Genomic DNA, 16,448 nt, shown 5'->3' on the forward strand with positions numbered 1-16,448 from the left:
AAGCCTCCTCGTGCGCCCCGCCGTGATGTTACTGCTTAGGCAAGGCGTTTTTTTAACCAGCGAATGGCGCTTCCCATCAGCGGTAAATGTTCGTAAAGCATGGCGCCAGCATCAAAATAATCGCGATGACGCTCAACGCGCCCATCGGCGGCAAAGGTGAGTGCGCTACAGCCTTCGACCTTGACAGCCTGGCCACCTGCCAATCGGGGATGCATAAACGTCATGGTCCAGGTAACAAACGCTTGTTGTCCCTGTAACTGCCGAGTGTGGTAAGTAAAGTGGCAGTGCTCGACATTTTCATACATGGCTGAAAAATAACGCGCTAACGCTTCGCGACCTTCAAGATGGTGCAGCGGGTCACTAAAAATTATATTTTCAGTATATACCTCGTATAGCTTTTCTGTACAGGTATTGTCCAGTTTTTTGAAAAAGGCGCAGAACGCCTCCAGCGCCGCAGGCTCAGCCATGACGGTCTCCTTGATTCGCTTTGTAACTATAATGGCTTAGGAAAGGGGGAAAGAAGCGATTATTTAGTGAGTGATTTAAACGCGTCCAGTGCACGTTGACGTGCCGCTTTGTGATCAACGATCGGCGCTGGGTACTGCACATCGGTGAGTAGGTCTTGAGGCGGCGCATGGCGCGCTTTGGCGGGCAGGTCAGCAAGCTCAGGCAGCCAGTGGGCAATAAACTCACCGTCAGCATCAAAACGGGTGGATTGGGTGGTGGGATTAAAAATGCGGAAGTAGGGCGCGGCATCGGTACCCGTCGAGGCCGCCCACTGCCAACCGCCGTTGTTGGCGCAGAATTCGCCATCCACCAAGTAGCGCATAAAAAAGGCTTCACCGCGCCGCCAGTCAATCAGCAGATGCTTACTTAAAAACATTGCGGTCACCATGCGCAGCCGATTATGCATCCAGCCGGTGGCGACTAACTGGCGCATGGCCGCATCGACGATAGGGTAGCCGGTGCGCCCTTCGCACCAGGCTTGAAAGCCTTCATCATCGTCGCGCCACTGCAACTGCTTGGTGTGTGCCTGGAAGGGTTGATAGCGGCACACCTCCGGAAACCCTACCGCGACATGCTGATAAAATTCGCGCCAGATCAGTTCATTAACCCAGGTCGTCAGGCCAATATCGCCATCGCCAAGATGACCGCCATTCTCGGTCATTACGGCTTGCAAGCACTGGCGATGGGAGATCATGCCTAGTGCCAGATAGGGCGAGAGTTCGCTGGTACCACGTACCTTGGGCAGGTCGCGCTGGTCTTTATAGTGGCGGCCACGAAAGCGCAGGAAACGCGCCAAGTTATCCGCCGCGGGCCGTTCACCGGCAGGCCACAGGCGCTCTTCAATCGGTGTGCTGTCAAGGGTCGGTAGCGCAGGCAGCGGATCACTTTTAATATCCAGTGCTGTTTGCACCGGTGGTGACTCGCGCAGCGCTAACTGGTCGGCGGTGACCTGCTTGTGCCACGCTTTGGAAAAGGGGGTAAAAACACCGTAAAAGTCGCCTTTTCCGGTTAACAGGCTGCCAGGGGAAAATGCCACGGCATCGTGATAACCATGGGCGGTTCTCTCAGCTTTTTTAAAGGCATCTTGTACGGCTTGGTCGCGGCGACGCTCATTGAGGGCGTACTCGCAGTTGAAGTGCAACTGCTCAACATCATGTTCCCGAGCGATCTCAAGCAGTACGTCTGGCGCTTGGTTATAGTGGTCAATATCGCGATGCAGCAGCGGAATATTCAATCCGTTAAGGGCTGTTTTAACGGCGGCGACACCGCGCGCCCAAAAGTCCAGCTTGTTGGCACCGTGCCCGTGCTCTTGCCACTGGGGAATACTGCGCAAAAAAACCGCGATGACAGGCCCTTTGGCCGCTGCGGCAGCCAGGGCACTGTTGTCATCAATACGCAAGTCGCTGCGCAGCCAAACCAATTGACGTTTCATAGGCTTTTCTGTCATAGGGGCTCCTGCGGCACAAAAAAATGGCCGGTCGCCAGAGAGCGAACGGCCAGGGTAAGAGCGTGTTGGTTACAGTACGCCTGACTCGCGTAAGAGAGGACGCAAGCGAGCAATCGCCTGAGGCAGGTCATCGCCTAGCATGTGAACCGGGCTATCGCGCAGATCGGCTTCGCGCAGGCGCGCCACTTCACCACACACGCCGATGGGCACATTAAGCGTCTCGGCGGCTTTAGGCAGCGCTTGGCGAATATAGCTGTCACTTTCGCGCTGGCCGCTAGACAGCAGTACCATCGACGAGTGTAGCCGCGCGACTGCCTGGGGGAGATCCTCCAGTGGCAGCGAGTGGTCAAGCATCTGTACTCGGTAGCCTTGCTCGCTGGCCATCAATGCCGACATCAACACCCAGAGCGGGCCAGGGTCATCGGGCATGGCATTGAGCAAAATCAGCGGGCCCCGGGTAGCCTGGTTAGCATAATGCAAGCGGATGCCCACTTGGCTGCGCAAAAATGCTTCCAAGGTGCGGCGTACTAACTGATCTGCCTGAATGGCCCATTTCGCCTCTAAGCTTAAAACAACCGGCTGCCAAAGCTCGTTAATGGCAATACTCAGCGGGTAGAGCGCTAAGCTCTGGTAATAAAAAGCCTCTAGCTTGGGCAGGTCTAACGCTTCGATGATGGCTTGCAGCTGCAGGCGTTGGCTAGCCCAATCGCCGGCATCAGGGGTAGGCGTCTCAATTGTTTCTGGCTGGTCAAGCAAGTCGGCGACTTGACTGACCGGCACACCACGATTGAGCCACTGCAAGATACGTTCGATGCGTGTGATGTCGTCTTGAGCGTAAAGGCGATGCCCTTTGGGGGTGCGCTGGGGGCGAATTAGCCCGTAGCGTCGCTCCCAAGCGCGAAGGGTGACCGAGTTTACGCCCGTCAAGCGAGACACTTCGCGTATCGGATAGAGGGGCGTATCGGGGGGATGGGTCGCCTTAAGACTCATGTGCGCCAGTACCTCTTCGTTAACTGCAATCTAGTGAACCGCAAGCTAGTTAACTGCAGCGCCGCGCTGTAAGGGCCGGACATTATTCGCCGCGGCGAAGGTGAAGCGTGTTCCATGTAGAGACTGCCTAATCAAAGATCTGAACATTAGTACGTTACTGTATGCTCATTTGTACAACTTGTCGCTACTCGGTACAACCTTTATAAGAATCCCTCTTAGCCCGTATAATATTTTATATAATTAGACCGACCGGCCTATTAGCGCTTTCCCTAAGCGGTGGCCTGATAGCCAGGCATCTTCTACGCGGCCGTCGCAAACGTTATCGCCGCACAAGGCCAAACCGTTTCCACTGTATAAGTATGTGTGTTCACAAGCGGCCGCTGGTTGTGCATAGCGCCACCGGTGCGCGCCTGTTTCAATCAGGTCGGGTAGCGTTGCTGAGACGGGAAAAAAACTTTTTAGAGCAGTAAGAAGTTGGTTAGCCACCTCACTGGCAGGCTGCTCCAAATGTGCTTCGCTCCAGTCGAGTTGAGCCAGCAGGCTAAGGCTTTCAGATTGAGCAGCGCGTCCTGGTTTTGTTTGGTTACGTGACACAATATGCAGGGCAGGGTGGGCAACCCGCGCCATCTGCCAGTCTGGGTCAACACCGGGTATGGCGGGAAGCGGTCCGTCAAAAATCGCCCATCCCGCCCAGCAGGCGCGTTGCTTTCGCGTTTGGCAAGCGGTGGCCAAATCGTCGTCCCACATTGCCAGCAGTGCATGGGCCTGGGGCGGTGGTGCGCTAATCACTACCTGATCATAAGGCCCATGCGTCATGCCGCCCGCCGCTACCAACTGCCACCCTTTTTGATTGCGTTTGAGTGACGTGATGGAAGTGCCTGTATGCAGTGCTGCCTGAGGTAGCGCCGTTAGCGAGTCGGCCAAATGACGCGTCAAGGCACTCATTCGAGGAGCACCGGCGTAGCGCTTTTGCCCATCGTTATGCGCCTGCCAGCCATTTGGGCTAGCCTGATAGGTAGCGGTGGGCCAGAAAGCGATGCAGCCAATGGATAGCCATGTATCAACTGCGCGCTGAAAGTCTGCGTCGCGCACGCTGAAAGCCTGAGCGCCTAGATCCAGCGTCGCGCTGGGTCTGCGCTTACTCGACATGCGCCCGCCAGGGCCTTGGGCTTTATCAAACAGCGTAACGCTAGCGCCGCTATTGGCGAGTACCTGCCCACAGGCAAGCCCTGCGATGCCTGCACCAATGATGGCGACCGATTGTTGAGCACTTAGAGGCAGTATCGCCATGGTTCCTCGCAGCGTTGTTTAGATGTCGTATGAATAGAACTGAAAGCTTACTGTAGCAGTTGTGTATAGATGTCGTACAATTTGGTCGTCGATTGATTCATTTCGCCAAGCTGACAACGAACGGTGGCACCAACAGGAGTAATTCCATGCGCGTATTAGTGACCGGAGGCAGTGGGTTTGTCGGCCAGCGGCTATGCCAAAAACTGATAGAGCAGGGCCACGAGGTGCAGGTGGTTTCCCGTCACCCTCATCAAGTACGCGATCGCTTGCCCAGTTGCGACATTCGTGACAGCGCCCAGGCGTTTATTGAGTCGCCACCGGATGCGCTAATTAACCTGGCTGGAGAGTCTATTGCCGGTAAGCGCTGGAGCGATGAGCAGAAAGCCAAGCTGATAAATTCTCGTGTAGCGTCAACTGAGCAATTGGTCGCGTTGTGTGAACAGTTAAAAGCTAACGGCCAGCCATTGCCGAAGGTAATGGTATCGGGGTCAGCGATGGGCTATTACGGCGATCAGGGCAAACGCGTAGTGACCGAAGAGACAATCCCTAACGATGAGTTTGCCCATCGTCTGTGCAAACAGTGGGAGGCAGTCACCCAGCCGATTGAGGCGATGGGGGTGCGCTTAGCGATTTTGCGTACGGGATTGGTGCTAGATGCAGGCGGCGGCAGCCTGCAGAAAATGCTGCCGCCGTTTAAGCTAGGGTTAGGTGGCCGCTTTGGCAGCGGTGAGCAATTTATGCCGTGGATTCACCGCGATGATTTAGTCGCGGCGATTTTGTTTCTCATCAATCACGATACCTTGAGCGGCCCTTTTAACGGCAGTGCGCCGCACCCGGTCACCAACGCCACCTTTACCAAAACCCTGGCCAAGCATCTCAATCGACCGGCCATTTTCCCCGTACCCGCGTTTGTCTTGAAGGCGGGGCTGGGTGAAATGTCTCGGCTATTGCTGACCGGGGCGGATATGCGCCCCGTGCGCCTTGAAGCGGCAGGGTTTACTTTCCAATATCCCACATTAGACAAGGCGCTTGAGGCGATCCTTTAGGAAGCATTCGCTTGGCGATTAACGATCGGCGTCAACGGTGATAATTACCCGCACGGAATCCAGACGTAGGCGGGTGTTTTCAATCGCTTCGCTGAGCGCCTTACGCTCATCTTTCAGCGCGTCGATTTCAGCGCCGCGCACCGCCGGGTTGTGCTCGGCCAGCGCGGTCAAACGGGCAATTTCTGCGTCCAATTGCGCACGCATGCGCGCTTCAGCATTTTCGACAATGCTGGGCAGCTGGCGCTCGGCTTCGCCCTCGCCTTGAGTGAGCAATTCACGCAGTTGGTCATGGCGGCTCTTGATCAGATCACGCGCCAGGGATTTATTCACCTTCTGCAGGTTCTTGCCCAAACCGGTGAAGGAGATCTTGCTGGTCAGGTTGGCGCCGGATTCATCCAGCAGCAGGCGCACCGCCGTGGGTGGCAAGAAGCGGTTAAGATGCAGCTTCTTGGGCGCTGGGCAGTGGGTGCGGAACACCAGTTCGGCCATCAATCGACCACTGGGAATGGCGTCGTGGCGCAGTAGCGCCAGCGCCGAGTTGCCCATGGTGCCATCCAACACGCGGCCCATCATTTCCCGCAGCAGCGGGTGTTCCCAAGAGAGCCGCTGCACATCGTCGCGGACCAGTGCTTGGGCGCGGCTGTACGTGGCGGTAAAGCCCTCTTCGCCTTTAACCAGACCCGGCAGGCCATCCAGCATATGTTGGCTGGGCTGCAGGTGCATCAAGCCCTTGCCGATTTCCTGGCTCTCCACGCCGAAAATATCCAGCGCCCGTTCAAGGTAGCGCGGCAATGCGGCGTCTTCGTCAAGTTCGCGCACTGCATCGATGACCTGCTGAGCGCGAGCAGGGCGGCAGGCGTTGAGTTCCAGCAGCCGGTTGCGGCCCGCATCGTGCTCCGCCAGTTTGGCGCTAAACATCGTGCGGGTTTCGGCGATAATTTCTTCAAGCGCTTCATCATCCAGCAGGGCGTCAGCCAGGGCGTCACCAAAGGCATCAAACAGCTCGTTGCCGACTCCATGCGGGGCGCTGAACGCATCCATACCTTCGTTATACCAGCGCAGCAGACGCTCGCCGGGGCTGCCCTCAAAGGTAGGAATATGCAGCTCAATAGCGTGGAGTTGGCCGATGCGATCCAAGCGGCCAATACGCTGTTCGAGCTGATCCGGGTGCTGGGGCATATCGAACATGACCAGGTGACGGCAGAACTGGAAGTTGCGCCCCTCAGAGCCAATTTCCGAGCACACCAGTACCTGAACGCCTCCATCTTCATCGGCAAACGCCGCTGCCGCGCGGTCACGCTCTATCAAGGAGAGGTCTTCGTGGAACACCGGCGCATGGTAGCCGCCCAGCACCCGCAGCCCTTCAGCAAGGCCTTCGGCGGTTTCCCGGTGGTGGGCAATGACCAGGACTTTTTCGTTGGCGAAGCCGCTCTCGCTGTCGTCGCTGAGCTTTTCCAGCAGCCAGTTAACCCGGGGGTCAATGTGCCACCAGTCTTCGCCGTTGAGTGGATCATTGCTGAGCTCGCGGTAGGCCGCATCGGGGTAGATCAGCACATCGGGGTGATCCATGCCGGTTTCGATCAGCAGCTCATCAAGATAATCCTCGTCGCGTTCTAGACGGCGCACGACGCGACGGTAGGCCGAAGGCAGCGCTAACGGTGCCAAGTTTAAGCGCCGCTCCGGGAAGCCGCCTACGTGGCGGCGGCTGTTGCGGAACATCACGCGGCCCGTGCCGTGGCGATCCAGCAGCGCTTCACTGAGCTGGGCACGTGCGGCGTCCTGCTGCGCTTCGCTTGCCTCCTCGTTGCATAGCGTGGACAACAGCGCCTGGCTGTCGCGGTCATCGGCTACCGCAGAGACGTGGGCACTCGCATCAGGGTTGCCGGGCAGCGCCTCCAAGGCATCGATGGCGCGGGCCACCTCGGTGTAGTGGCTCTCTTCGGCCTTGAAGCGCTCCAGGTCGTGGTAGCGCTCGTTATCCAGCAACCGCAGGCGGGCGAAATGGCTCTTGATGCCCATCTGTTCCGGAGTAGCGGTGAGCAGGAGCAGGCCGGGAATCACCGCCGAAAGCTGTTCGACACATTTGTAGCCGGGGCCGCTGCCCTCTTCACTCCAGTCGAGGTGGTGTGCTTCGTCAACAATCAGTAGGTCGAACTGGCTAGCCAGCGCCTGCTCCTGGCGTTGCGGGTTGGCAAACAGCCAGCCCTGGCTGGCGAGCACCAACTGCGCGCTCTCAAAAGGGTTGTAGTTGCCGTGGGCTTGGCTTTGGGTTTCATCTAATAGCGTGACGTTGAGCGAGAAGCGGCGCAGTAGCTCGACCAGCCACTGATGCGTGAGGCTGTCGGGCACCAGAATCAGCGCCCGCTCAACGCGGCCATTGAGCAGCAGGCGGTGCAGAATCAGGCCGGCTTCGATGGTTTTACCCAAGCCCACTTCGTCCGCGAGCAGTACGCGGGGCGCATGGCGGTTGGCGACTTCATTGGCAATGTAGAGCTGGTGAGGAATCAGATCGATACGCGGCCCGGAAAAGCCCAGCGCGCTGTGCTGCTCGATACGCTGATAGTGGTGCAGGGTACGAAAGCGCAAATCAAACCAGTCGTTGCGATCGACCTGGCCGGTCAGCAGACGGTCGCGGGCCTGGTCGAACTGCATGGTATCGGCGAGTTTAGCCTCGGGCAGCTCGCGCAGATTGCCTTCCTTGTCTTCACCGATATAGGTGATCAGGCCGTCGGACTCTTTGCTGTCATCGACAACGATCTGCCAGCCGTCAGCGGAGAGCACGCGGTCGCCGCTGCCGAACATAACGCGGGTCAGCGGGGCCTGGCGGGTATTGTAGGTACGGGTTTCCTGACTGGCACTGAACAAAATGGTAACGCTACGGGCGTCGCAGTTAAGCACGGTGCCGAGCCCAAGCTCAGCTTCACCGTCGCTAATCCAGCGTTGGCCGGGAGAAAAATCGCTCATGATGCCTCGGAGGAGTCTGCAAAACGGGTCGTCTGCCGCCGGAGGGGAGCACCGGCGGCAACAGGGCGGGGGATTCTAACGCAAAGCAGCGGGGGGATTAAGGTGTATCGGCATCAATCTTTTAACCAGCGGTCTAGATGGGCGCGGGTAAGCTCGCCCACATGCACATCTAAGGTATTTCCCAGGTCATCGAATAGCACGGTAGTGGGTAGCCCCGGTGCTTCAAAAAGGGCCATTAATTGTTGGTTGGGGTCGCGCAGCGCATAGCGAAATTCAAGCTGCTGCTCATCCAGGTAGCGCACCATGGGCAGTAGATCTTCGCCTTGGTTAGCCACCACCACGCTGACGCCATCGCGCTGAGCGGCCTCCTCAAGCAGCGGCATTTCACGCAGGCAGGGTGGGCACCAGGTAGCCCATAAGTTGACAATAATCAGGTCACCGCCTTCGGTGAGTGACGGTAGATCCACCTGATTGCCCTCTATATCTTCCAGAGTGACCTCCGGTAGGGAGTCAACCGCAAACTCATTGCTCAGGGGCGCCAGGGTGACCAGCACCAGCCATAGGCTGGAAGCGGCGATCAGCATTGCCATTGCACCGCCCATAGCCAAGAACCGCGCCCTCAGCGTCCAGGCTGTCCATACCAAGCCTGCCGCCATGCCCCATAGGCCGTGGTAGCCGGGTTGCCAGACTTTGAGCGCTTCAAGCGGGGTGTCGCTATAGCTATCCAGGTTGAGCAGGATATGGCCCACCCGGGCGCCGACTAACCAAACAATGATAAGCCCGGTAAACCAGCGCTGCTGGTCACGCCGGGGAAGGCCTAGCAGTAACCGTGCACAGAGTAGCAACAGCAGCGCGCAGCCGATGGCATAAAGACGCGGTAATGAAATAAGCAGTGGGCCGAGAGCGATGGCATTCATGATTTTCTCGTGAAGCAGGTACACTGGCAGACCATACCATGCGAGCTACAAATTACGGAGACGTTATGCCCCCACCCGCTTTTGATAGGCTGCGCGCGCTAGCGATCGGCTCCCAGGCGATTGGCTTAATGCTGATAATTACGTTGGAAACGGTGATGGGTAACGCCGCTCGTCCCTGGCAGGGTTGGGTGTTGGCTGCGATGCTGGTTACCGCGTTAACGATTGCGCTGGTGCGGCTTTATCGCCACAAACGCCTTCAAAAGCAGCTTGCTGAACGCAGGCGATTTCTAGAGGAAGACGACGAGCGTTAGAAAGCGTTGCTTGTGTTTTTGGCGTTCCAGTTCCAGATTAATAGCAGCCTTAGTGATTGATCGCTGAGGCATACTAAAAAAATGCATCATCTCTTACGACACTGGGAGCGACAAATAATATGATCAATAAGCGCGCATTAGCCACAGCTGTGGCGGCCTCCACCCTGGCAATGACGGGATTCGCACAGGCAGAGGTCAAAGTTGGCTTCTTGGGCGGCTTTACCGGGGGAATTGAAAGTTTAACGCCATCGATTTTTGCAGGGGCGCAGCTAGCCGTTGAACAGGTCAATGAGCAGGGCGGTATTCTAGATGGCCAAACGTTGGAGATGCCGTCCGGCGATACCACCTGTTCGGATGCATCAGCCGCCTCAAACGCCGCTGACCGGATGGTGAACTCTGAAAATGTGACGGCGATTGTGGGTGCCTTGTGTACCGGTGCAACTATTGCAGCAGCCAACAACGCGGCCATTCCTGGTGGCGTATTGATGGTATCGCCTGCCTCTACGGCGCCTGCCGTATCAGAGCTGGACGATAATGATCTGGTGTTCCGCACCGTACCGTCAGACGCTTTCCAGGGGGAAATGCTCGCTAAGTTGCTGCTTGAAAAAGGCATTGATGAAGTCGCCGTTACCTTCGTTAACAACGACTACGGACAAGGGCTTTCTGACGCCTTTAGCGCTGCATTTGAGTCGGGTGGTGGTGAGATTACTGAGAACCTTGCCCACGAAGATAACCGCGCGGATTATCGTTCTGAGTTAGGCTCGCTTTCAGTGAGCGGCGTTGAAACACTGGTAGTGTTGGCTTATGCCGATACGTCGGGTCAAACGGTACTGCGTCAAGCCTATGAAAGCGGCATGTTTACCCAGTACGTAGGCGCTGACGGCATGGTCGGCGATAGCCTGATTGAAGCCATCGGTGCGGACGTGCTGGACGGTATGATCGCCACGCGCCCCGGCAGTCCTGACCTGCCCGGCACCGATATTTTTATCGAAGCCGCCGAAGCTGCTGAGCTGGATCCCAGTGCCGTGTTCGCCGCCCAGGCTTACGATGCTGCTTTCCTGATCGCGTTGGCGATTGAGCAGAACGGCAGTGCCGACCGTGAAGGTCTTTCTGAAGCACTACGCAGCGTCGCCACAGCCCCCGGTGAGGTCATTCTGCCCGGCGAATGGGAAAAGGCGGTTGAGTTGATTGCAGCAGGTACCGATATTAACTACGAAGGCGCATCTGGCTCGCATGAGTTTGACGATAACGGTGATGTACCGGGCGTGGTGGTAGAAATGGCTGTAGAAGACGGCACCTTTACCAGTAAAGGACAGGTTGATCTTTAAGCGGGAAATGTCATTAGTTTGGCCAGCTTGAGCTGAGGGCGGAATCAACCCGTAGCGGGGGTCTTTCGCCAGGGATGGCGAAAGTAGCGCCCAGGGATGGGTTCACAGCGCCCCCGCATAGGGTTGTTCCGACCGACTAGTGGCTCTAAAAACAACAATGCCCGACTGTTACCAGCCGGGCATTTTTTATGTTTCAGCAGTTGAGAGGATCAGCTATGGCTTTTGACTTTCTCAGGCAGCAGCCCTTTAGGCGCAAAGCGCAACACCATGGTGATCAGCAAACCAATCACCAGCACCCGTGCCTGCAAGGCGCGGCTATCCATATTGCTTGGAGCATCCCAACCAAACGTACCCTCCCCAAACGCCACGGCTAGCTGCATTAAGAACAGCGCCAGCGGTTCAGACATAATCCAGATGATGTACACAGCCACCGCGCCGAAAATAGTGCCCAGGTTGTTACCCGGCCCGCCAAGAATCACCATCACCAGCACCAAGAAGGTATGGTTGAGCGGCAAATAGCCCTGAGGGTCAAAGAGGCTATTAAAAGTGCCCAGTATGCCACCGCCCAAGCCCATCAGAATGCAGCCCAGCACGAAAATCTCCAGGCGACGCTTGTTGATATCTTTACCCATGGCGGCAGCGGACACTTCGTTATCGCGAATCGCCCGAATCATACGGCCCCATGGGGCGTTGTAAGCGCGATTAAGCAGAAAGAAGATCACCGCTATGATCACTGCTGTAAACGAAAGATAGATGGCTCGGGAGAGCGTAAACCCCAGTTCGGCAGGCCCCGGTGTGGGCCAGGGTAGTGGGGAAACCGTGGCGGTACCGCGAGTTAACCAATCAGAGTTTTTCAAAAACGCTTTAATGATCTCGGCTATGCCCAGGGTGGCAATGGCCAGATAATCACTGCGTAAGCCCAGGCAGATATGGCCAATAAAGTAGCCGACGCCACCGGCCAGCGCGCCCCCCACAATCCAGCCGGTCCAAGGCGGCAAGCCTAGCCCGCCGACAAAGCCTGCCTGGCTCTCAATCGCATCAGTAACTTCACGTAGCTGGCTAATCACCGCGAGATAAAGCACAAGGCCTAATGCTACTACGATAAGCGTACGCAGGGGCTTGGGCATGCCCAGGCGATCCAGTTTGCTAACAGCGACGATCAGCAGAATGGCGGCCACACCATACAACAGTACACGGCCTAGTTCGCCGGGTAGCGCGGTGCCCCAGAAAGCCTCGTTAACCGGAACGCTGAAGAGCATCGCACAGAAGCCGCCTAGGGCGACAAACCCCATCACACCGGCATTGAACTGCCCGGCATAGCCCCACTGAATGGTTAATCCCAACGCGAGGATGGCATAACAAGCGGCTTCAACGAGCATTCGCGTGCTGTACGCTGCGCCCATGAGGGTATAAACCGCCAGAATGGCCGCCAGTAACACGCCAAACAGGATTAACTCACGCAGCGGAAACCGGCGAGCTGTCGTCGCGTCTTGGGGCGTGTAGGCAGGGTTGCGTGTTTTAGCTGAATGGCTCATTAGATCACCTTGCCCTTGAACAGTCCGGTGGGGCGCCACACCAGAATGGCTATCAGAATGAAAAACGGCACTACAATCTTATACTCCGTGCCCACAAAGGCGAGATTTGACGGCAGTTCCAACCACGCGGGGAAGCTTTCCTGGAAGGGACGAAGTAGAACGTTCCAGTTGAACACCGCCAGTGTCTCGGCAAAACCGACCACAAAGCCACCCGCAATGGCGCCGTAAGGGTGGCCAACTCCACCGACAATGGCGGCGGCAAAAATAGGCAGCAGCAGGAAGAAGCTCAAGTCGGGCTTGAAGGTGACGTCCAGGGAAAGCAGCGTACCAGCAATGGCGGCTAGCGCTCCTGCAATCATCCAGGTCACCGCCACAATGGTATTGGTGTTAATGCCCGATGCCTGGGCCAGTTCAGGATTATCCGACATGGCGCGCATCGCCTTACCCAACCGCGAACGGTTAAGGAAAAGGTGGAGTGCGACGACAGCAACGAGGGTAATCACAAACAGATAAATCTGCGGTTCGGTGATTACAATCGGCGCGCGGGCGCCCTCGAAGGGCAGCGCAAGGCGAAAGATCTCTTTACGGTCGTCCACATAGAGGCTCTGCCCACCGGTACCGGAAAACAGGCGGATCAGTCCCTGCAAAATCAACGTCACACCTAGCGAGCCAATCACCAGCACAATGGGCTTGACCCCATGAGCACGCAATGGCTTATAAAAGGTTTTGTCGATCCCCACGGCCAAGGCGGCGGTGAGCAGCATTGCCAGCGGCAGCATTAACACCGCGGTAGGCACGCCAAGGCTGGCGCCTGCCGCTGGGAACAGCGTGGTGAGCAGTAGCACCATAAAGGCACCAAAGGTCATCATGTCGGCATGGGCAAAGTGGGCAAAGCGCATGATGCTAAAAATTAGCGTTACCCCAATCGCGCCAATGGCGTAAATGGAGCCGCTCACGCTGCCCGAAATCACCACATTATTAATGAAAAAAGCCAGTTCGTTCACACGTTTCTCCCTGGGGCTAACCGCCCAAAAAGCTTTTGGCGACGTCTGGGTCGGCGAGTAACGCAGCCCCAGTATCGGTAAAGCGGTTTTGGCCAGCGGCCAGCACAAAGCCCTTATCGGCGATCGCTAGCGCCTGCTTGGCGTTCTGTTCCACCATCAAAATACCCACGCCAGCGGCGTTGATCTGTTTGACGCGGTCAAAGATTTCATTCATGTAGAGTGGCGATAGCCCCGCGGTGGGCTCATCGAGCAACAGCAGGCTTGGCTCGGCCATTAAGGCGCGCCCCATAGCAACCATCTGACGCTGACCTCCGGAGAGCTCACCGGCGGGCTGACGGCGTTTTTCATACAGCGGTGGGAAAAACTCATACACCTGAGCCAGCATGCGCTTAACGTTCTGCGGCTTTAAAAAGGCGCCCATCTCCAGGTTTTCCTGCACCGAAAGGCTTGGGAAAACGTTCTTCTCCTGGGGGACAAAACCCATGCCACGTTGCACCAACTGGTTAGGGGGTAAGTTCTGGATCGGCTGACCATTAAGCAGTATCTCGCCCTGACTGACATGCAGTAGACCAAAGATCGCTTTTAGCATGGTGGACTTGCCAGCGCCGTTGGGGCCAACGATGACACCGACCTCGTCGGCCTCCAGCGTCATGTTAACCCCGTTAAGAATGTTCATACCGCCATAGCCGCCGTGCACATCGCGCACGTCGATTAATGGCCTGGTTGTTGATGACATAAGCAAAGTTTCTCAGCAAGGTCGCTGACGTAAAGCGACATCATTGTAGTCATTGGTGGGTAGCGAAAAGGTCACCCTTAAGCGGCATCGGTGCCAAAGTAGGCCTCAATCACCTCGGGGTTGTTCTGGATCTCGTTGATATGCCCTTCCACCATTACGCTGCCCTGGGCGAGCACGATCACTGGGTCGCAGAGCCGGGCGATCATCTCCATATCGTGTTCGATCACTAAAAAGGTGTAACCCATCTCGCGGTTGAGCCGCTCAATATTACCTATCAAGTCGCCCAGCAGGGTGCGGTTCACCCCGGCGGCGATCTCGTCAAGCAGCACTACCTTGGCATCCGTCATCATGGTGCGGCCAAGCTCTAAAAGCTTTTTCTGCCCGCCGGATAAATTGCCCGCCAACTCATTACGCACGTGATGTAGCCCGACGAAATCAATTACCTCTAGCGCTCGGCGACGTACCTCGGCTTCTTCCCGGCGTACCTTGCCAGGCTTTAGCCAAGCGCTGAAAAGGTCTTCACCGGCTTGCTTGGGCGGTACCATCATCAGGTTTTCCAGCGCGCTCATCTGGCTGAATTCGTGGGCGATCTGGAAGGTACGCAGTAAGCCTCTATGAAACCGTTGGTCGGCGCTGAGCGCGGTAATGTCTTCTCCATCAAGCAGAACGTGACCGCTGTCGGGCGCCAGGGAGCCGGCAATAAGATTGAACAGGGTTGATTTGCCTGCGCCATTGGGGCCGATCATGCCGGTAATTGAGCCCTTTTCCACCTGAATGGAGCAGTCGTTAATCACCTGTAAGCCGCCGAACGCTTTGTTGACTCGCTGTACATCAATAAGAGGGTTCATGGTGTCTCCACGCGATGCAGGCGGCTAAGAAGCCGCCTGCGCATTGTTATCAAGTTGTTTGTCGTGGCTTTTTAAGCCACCGCTGGCTGGCGGCAAACGCGCCGACAATTAGCAGCGCGCCTAGGGTGGGTACCAGATATCCCTCTACTTGAGGAATGGTGCGTAAAAACACAAAGGCGACAGCGGCGGGGGCCACAAAGCGCACTAGCAACCGCCAGACTTTAAACCACGTGATCGTAGAGCCCAGCTCTTTCATGACTTCGCTTTGGGTCAGCGCCCAGCCTGCAAACAGGGCAATCAGCAGGCCGCCCACCGGCATGAAGATATTGGTGAGTAGCTCGATAAATTCAAAGGCGCTACGCCCAAACAGGCTATGGAATATCGTCCCCTCGGCCCACACGTTAAAGCTGACGACAGTCAATAGACCCATTGCCCAGGCGGCAATCACCATAATCGTAACGGCCTGGGGGCGAGTCATATCAAAGCGCTCTACCAAAAATGCCGCGACAGGCTCGATCAACGAAATGGAGGAGCTGATGGCGGCGCCCAGTACCAGGATAAAGAACACGCCGCCGACCAGCGCGCCAAATGGCATCTCCGCGAAGGCCAGTGGCAGGGTGACAAACATCAGCCCAGGGCCTTGGCCTGTTTCCAACCCGGCACCAAACACCAGAGCAAAAATGGCCAGGCCAGCGACCATCGCCACAGCGGTATCAACAATGGCAACGGCAAAGGCGGTGCGGGTCAGCGATACGTCACTGGGCATGTAAGCGCCGTAGGCCATGATCGCTCCCATGCCTAAGCTCAGGGTAAAGAACGACTGACCCATGGCCTGCAGCCAGCCTTCAAGGCTCAGGTCGGCGATATTGAAAGTAAACAGAAAACTGGCGGCGGCGACCACATCGCCATTAACCACACCGTAGGCCAGCACCACCAGCAGAATCACGAACAGCGCGGGCATCATAATGCGCAGGCCCGACTCGATGCCTTTATGGATTCCCATACCGACAATCAGCGCAGAAAAGGCGATAAACAAGGTGTGGTAGAACGTCATCAGGCCGGGGGCTGCCAACAGGGCGTCGAAGCCATCGCTGATGGTTTGCGCGTCTGCACCGACCAGTGAACCGGTTAGCATCAGCCAAGTATAGTGAATCGCCCAGCCGGCGATGACCGAGTAAAAGCTTAAGATCAGGAACGCCGAGGCGGCACCCAGCCAGCCGATGGTTTCCCAGGCGCGTGAGGTGCCGTGAGTTTTGGTCAGGTGGCGCATACCCATGATCGGGCTTCGGCGGCTGGTGCGTCCGAGCATGATCTCGGCAATTAGAATGGGGATGCCAACCGCGAAGATCGTCAGCGCGTAGACCAAAATAAAGGCACCACCGCCATTTTCGCCGGTGAGGTAAGGGAATCGCCACAGATTGCCCAAGCCAACGGCGGAGCCAACCGCTGCGAGTAGAAAAGTACCTTTATGCGTCCAGACGTTTTGACCGCTCATGGGTAAGAGTGTCCGTGTTTGGGTGTCAGG

14 protein-coding genes are annotated in these 16,448 nt (G+C 56.9%); 3 read left to right on the forward strand and 11 right to left on the reverse strand.

The window, feature by feature from the left end:
* Positions 1-35: 35 nt before the first annotated feature.
* The 4 genes from ACWI0H_RS00770 to ACWI0H_RS00785 all read right to left on the reverse strand — a co-directional run bounded on the left by ACWI0H_RS00770 (position 36) and on the right by ACWI0H_RS00785 (position 4,234).
* Positions 36-467: a nuclear transport factor 2 family protein gene (locus tag ACWI0H_RS00770; RefSeq protein ID WP_485874567.1), complete on the reverse strand. Its 432-nt coding sequence runs from the start codon at positions 465-467 to the stop codon at positions 36-38.
* A gap of 59 nt (positions 468-526) precedes the next feature.
* Complete coding sequence (gene phrB / locus ACWI0H_RS00775; RefSeq protein ID WP_485876140.1) at positions 527-1,939, reverse strand: deoxyribodipyrimidine photo-lyase; 1,413 nt, start codon at positions 1,937-1,939, stop codon at positions 527-529.
* Between the two features lie 84 nt (positions 1,940-2,023).
* On the reverse strand, positions 2,024-2,944 hold the full coding sequence (locus tag ACWI0H_RS00780) for a MerR family transcriptional regulator (protein WP_008959195.1): 921 nt from the start codon (positions 2,942-2,944) through the stop codon (positions 2,024-2,026).
* 240 nt (positions 2,945-3,184) lie between these two features.
* On the reverse strand, positions 3,185-4,234 hold the full coding sequence (locus tag ACWI0H_RS00785; protein WP_485874568.1) for an NAD(P)/FAD-dependent oxidoreductase: 1,050 nt from the start codon (positions 4,232-4,234) through the stop codon (positions 3,185-3,187).
* Positions 4,235-4,380: 146 nt separating this feature from the next.
* On the opposite strand from ACWI0H_RS00785, the gene ACWI0H_RS00790 reads away from it, so the two are divergent.
* On the forward strand, positions 4,381-5,280 hold the full coding sequence (locus tag ACWI0H_RS00790; protein WP_485874569.1) for a TIGR01777 family oxidoreductase: 900 nt from the start codon (positions 4,381-4,383) through the stop codon (positions 5,278-5,280).
* 18 nt (positions 5,281-5,298) lie between these two features.
* Here ACWI0H_RS00790 and rapA read toward each other — a convergent pair whose 3' ends face one another.
* Both rapA and ACWI0H_RS00800 read right to left on the reverse strand, forming a co-directional pair.
* A complete protein-coding gene (gene rapA, locus ACWI0H_RS00795) occupies positions 5,299-8,244 on the reverse strand; it encodes an RNA polymerase-associated protein RapA (protein ID WP_485874570.1) in 2,946 nt (981 codons plus the stop codon).
* A 113-nt stretch (positions 8,245-8,357) separates the two neighbouring features.
* Complete coding sequence (locus tag ACWI0H_RS00800) at positions 8,358-9,161, reverse strand: TlpA family protein disulfide reductase (RefSeq protein WP_485874571.1); 804 nt, start codon at positions 9,159-9,161, stop codon at positions 8,358-8,360.
* Between the two features lie 65 nt (positions 9,162-9,226).
* Between ACWI0H_RS00800 and ACWI0H_RS00805 the strand changes: the two genes are divergently transcribed.
* Both ACWI0H_RS00805 and ACWI0H_RS00810 read left to right on the forward strand, forming a co-directional pair.
* Positions 9,227-9,472, forward strand: coding sequence for a hypothetical protein (locus tag ACWI0H_RS00805; protein WP_101147131.1), 246 nt, complete (start codon positions 9,227-9,229; stop codon positions 9,470-9,472).
* A 119-nt stretch (positions 9,473-9,591) separates the two neighbouring features.
* Entirely contained in the window at positions 9,592-10,800 is a 1,209-nt protein-coding gene (locus ACWI0H_RS00810) for an ABC transporter substrate-binding protein (RefSeq protein ID WP_485874572.1), read from the forward strand.
* Between the two features lie 209 nt (positions 10,801-11,009).
* Here ACWI0H_RS00810 and ACWI0H_RS00815 read toward each other — a convergent pair whose 3' ends face one another.
* From ACWI0H_RS00815 to ACWI0H_RS00835, 5 genes are all read right to left on the reverse strand, one after another.
* The gene (locus ACWI0H_RS00815; RefSeq protein ID WP_485874573.1) at positions 11,010-12,335 is read right to left on the reverse strand and encodes a branched-chain amino acid ABC transporter permease; all 1,326 of its coding nucleotides are present in this window, start codon (positions 12,333-12,335) and stop codon (positions 11,010-11,012) included.
* The gene (locus ACWI0H_RS00820; RefSeq protein WP_485874574.1) at positions 12,335-13,339 is read right to left on the reverse strand and encodes a branched-chain amino acid ABC transporter permease; all 1,005 of its coding nucleotides are present in this window, start codon (positions 13,337-13,339) and stop codon (positions 12,335-12,337) included. The genes ACWI0H_RS00815 and ACWI0H_RS00820 overlap by 1 nt, the downstream gene beginning before the upstream one ends.
* Before the next feature lie 16 nt (positions 13,340-13,355).
* A complete protein-coding gene (locus tag ACWI0H_RS00825) occupies positions 13,356-14,075 on the reverse strand; it encodes an ABC transporter ATP-binding protein (protein WP_485874575.1) in 720 nt (239 codons plus the stop codon).
* 77 nt (positions 14,076-14,152) lie between these two features.
* The gene (locus tag ACWI0H_RS00830) at positions 14,153-14,923 is read right to left on the reverse strand and encodes an ABC transporter ATP-binding protein (protein ID WP_008959185.1); all 771 of its coding nucleotides are present in this window, start codon (positions 14,921-14,923) and stop codon (positions 14,153-14,155) included.
* 49 nt (positions 14,924-14,972) lie between these two features.
* The gene (locus ACWI0H_RS00835) at positions 14,973-16,418 is read right to left on the reverse strand and encodes a sodium-dependent transporter (RefSeq protein WP_485874576.1); all 1,446 of its coding nucleotides are present in this window, start codon (positions 16,416-16,418) and stop codon (positions 14,973-14,975) included.
* Positions 16,419-16,448: the final 30 nt, after the last annotated feature.

This window comes from Halomonas sp. NYA30 (assembly GCF_976980765.1).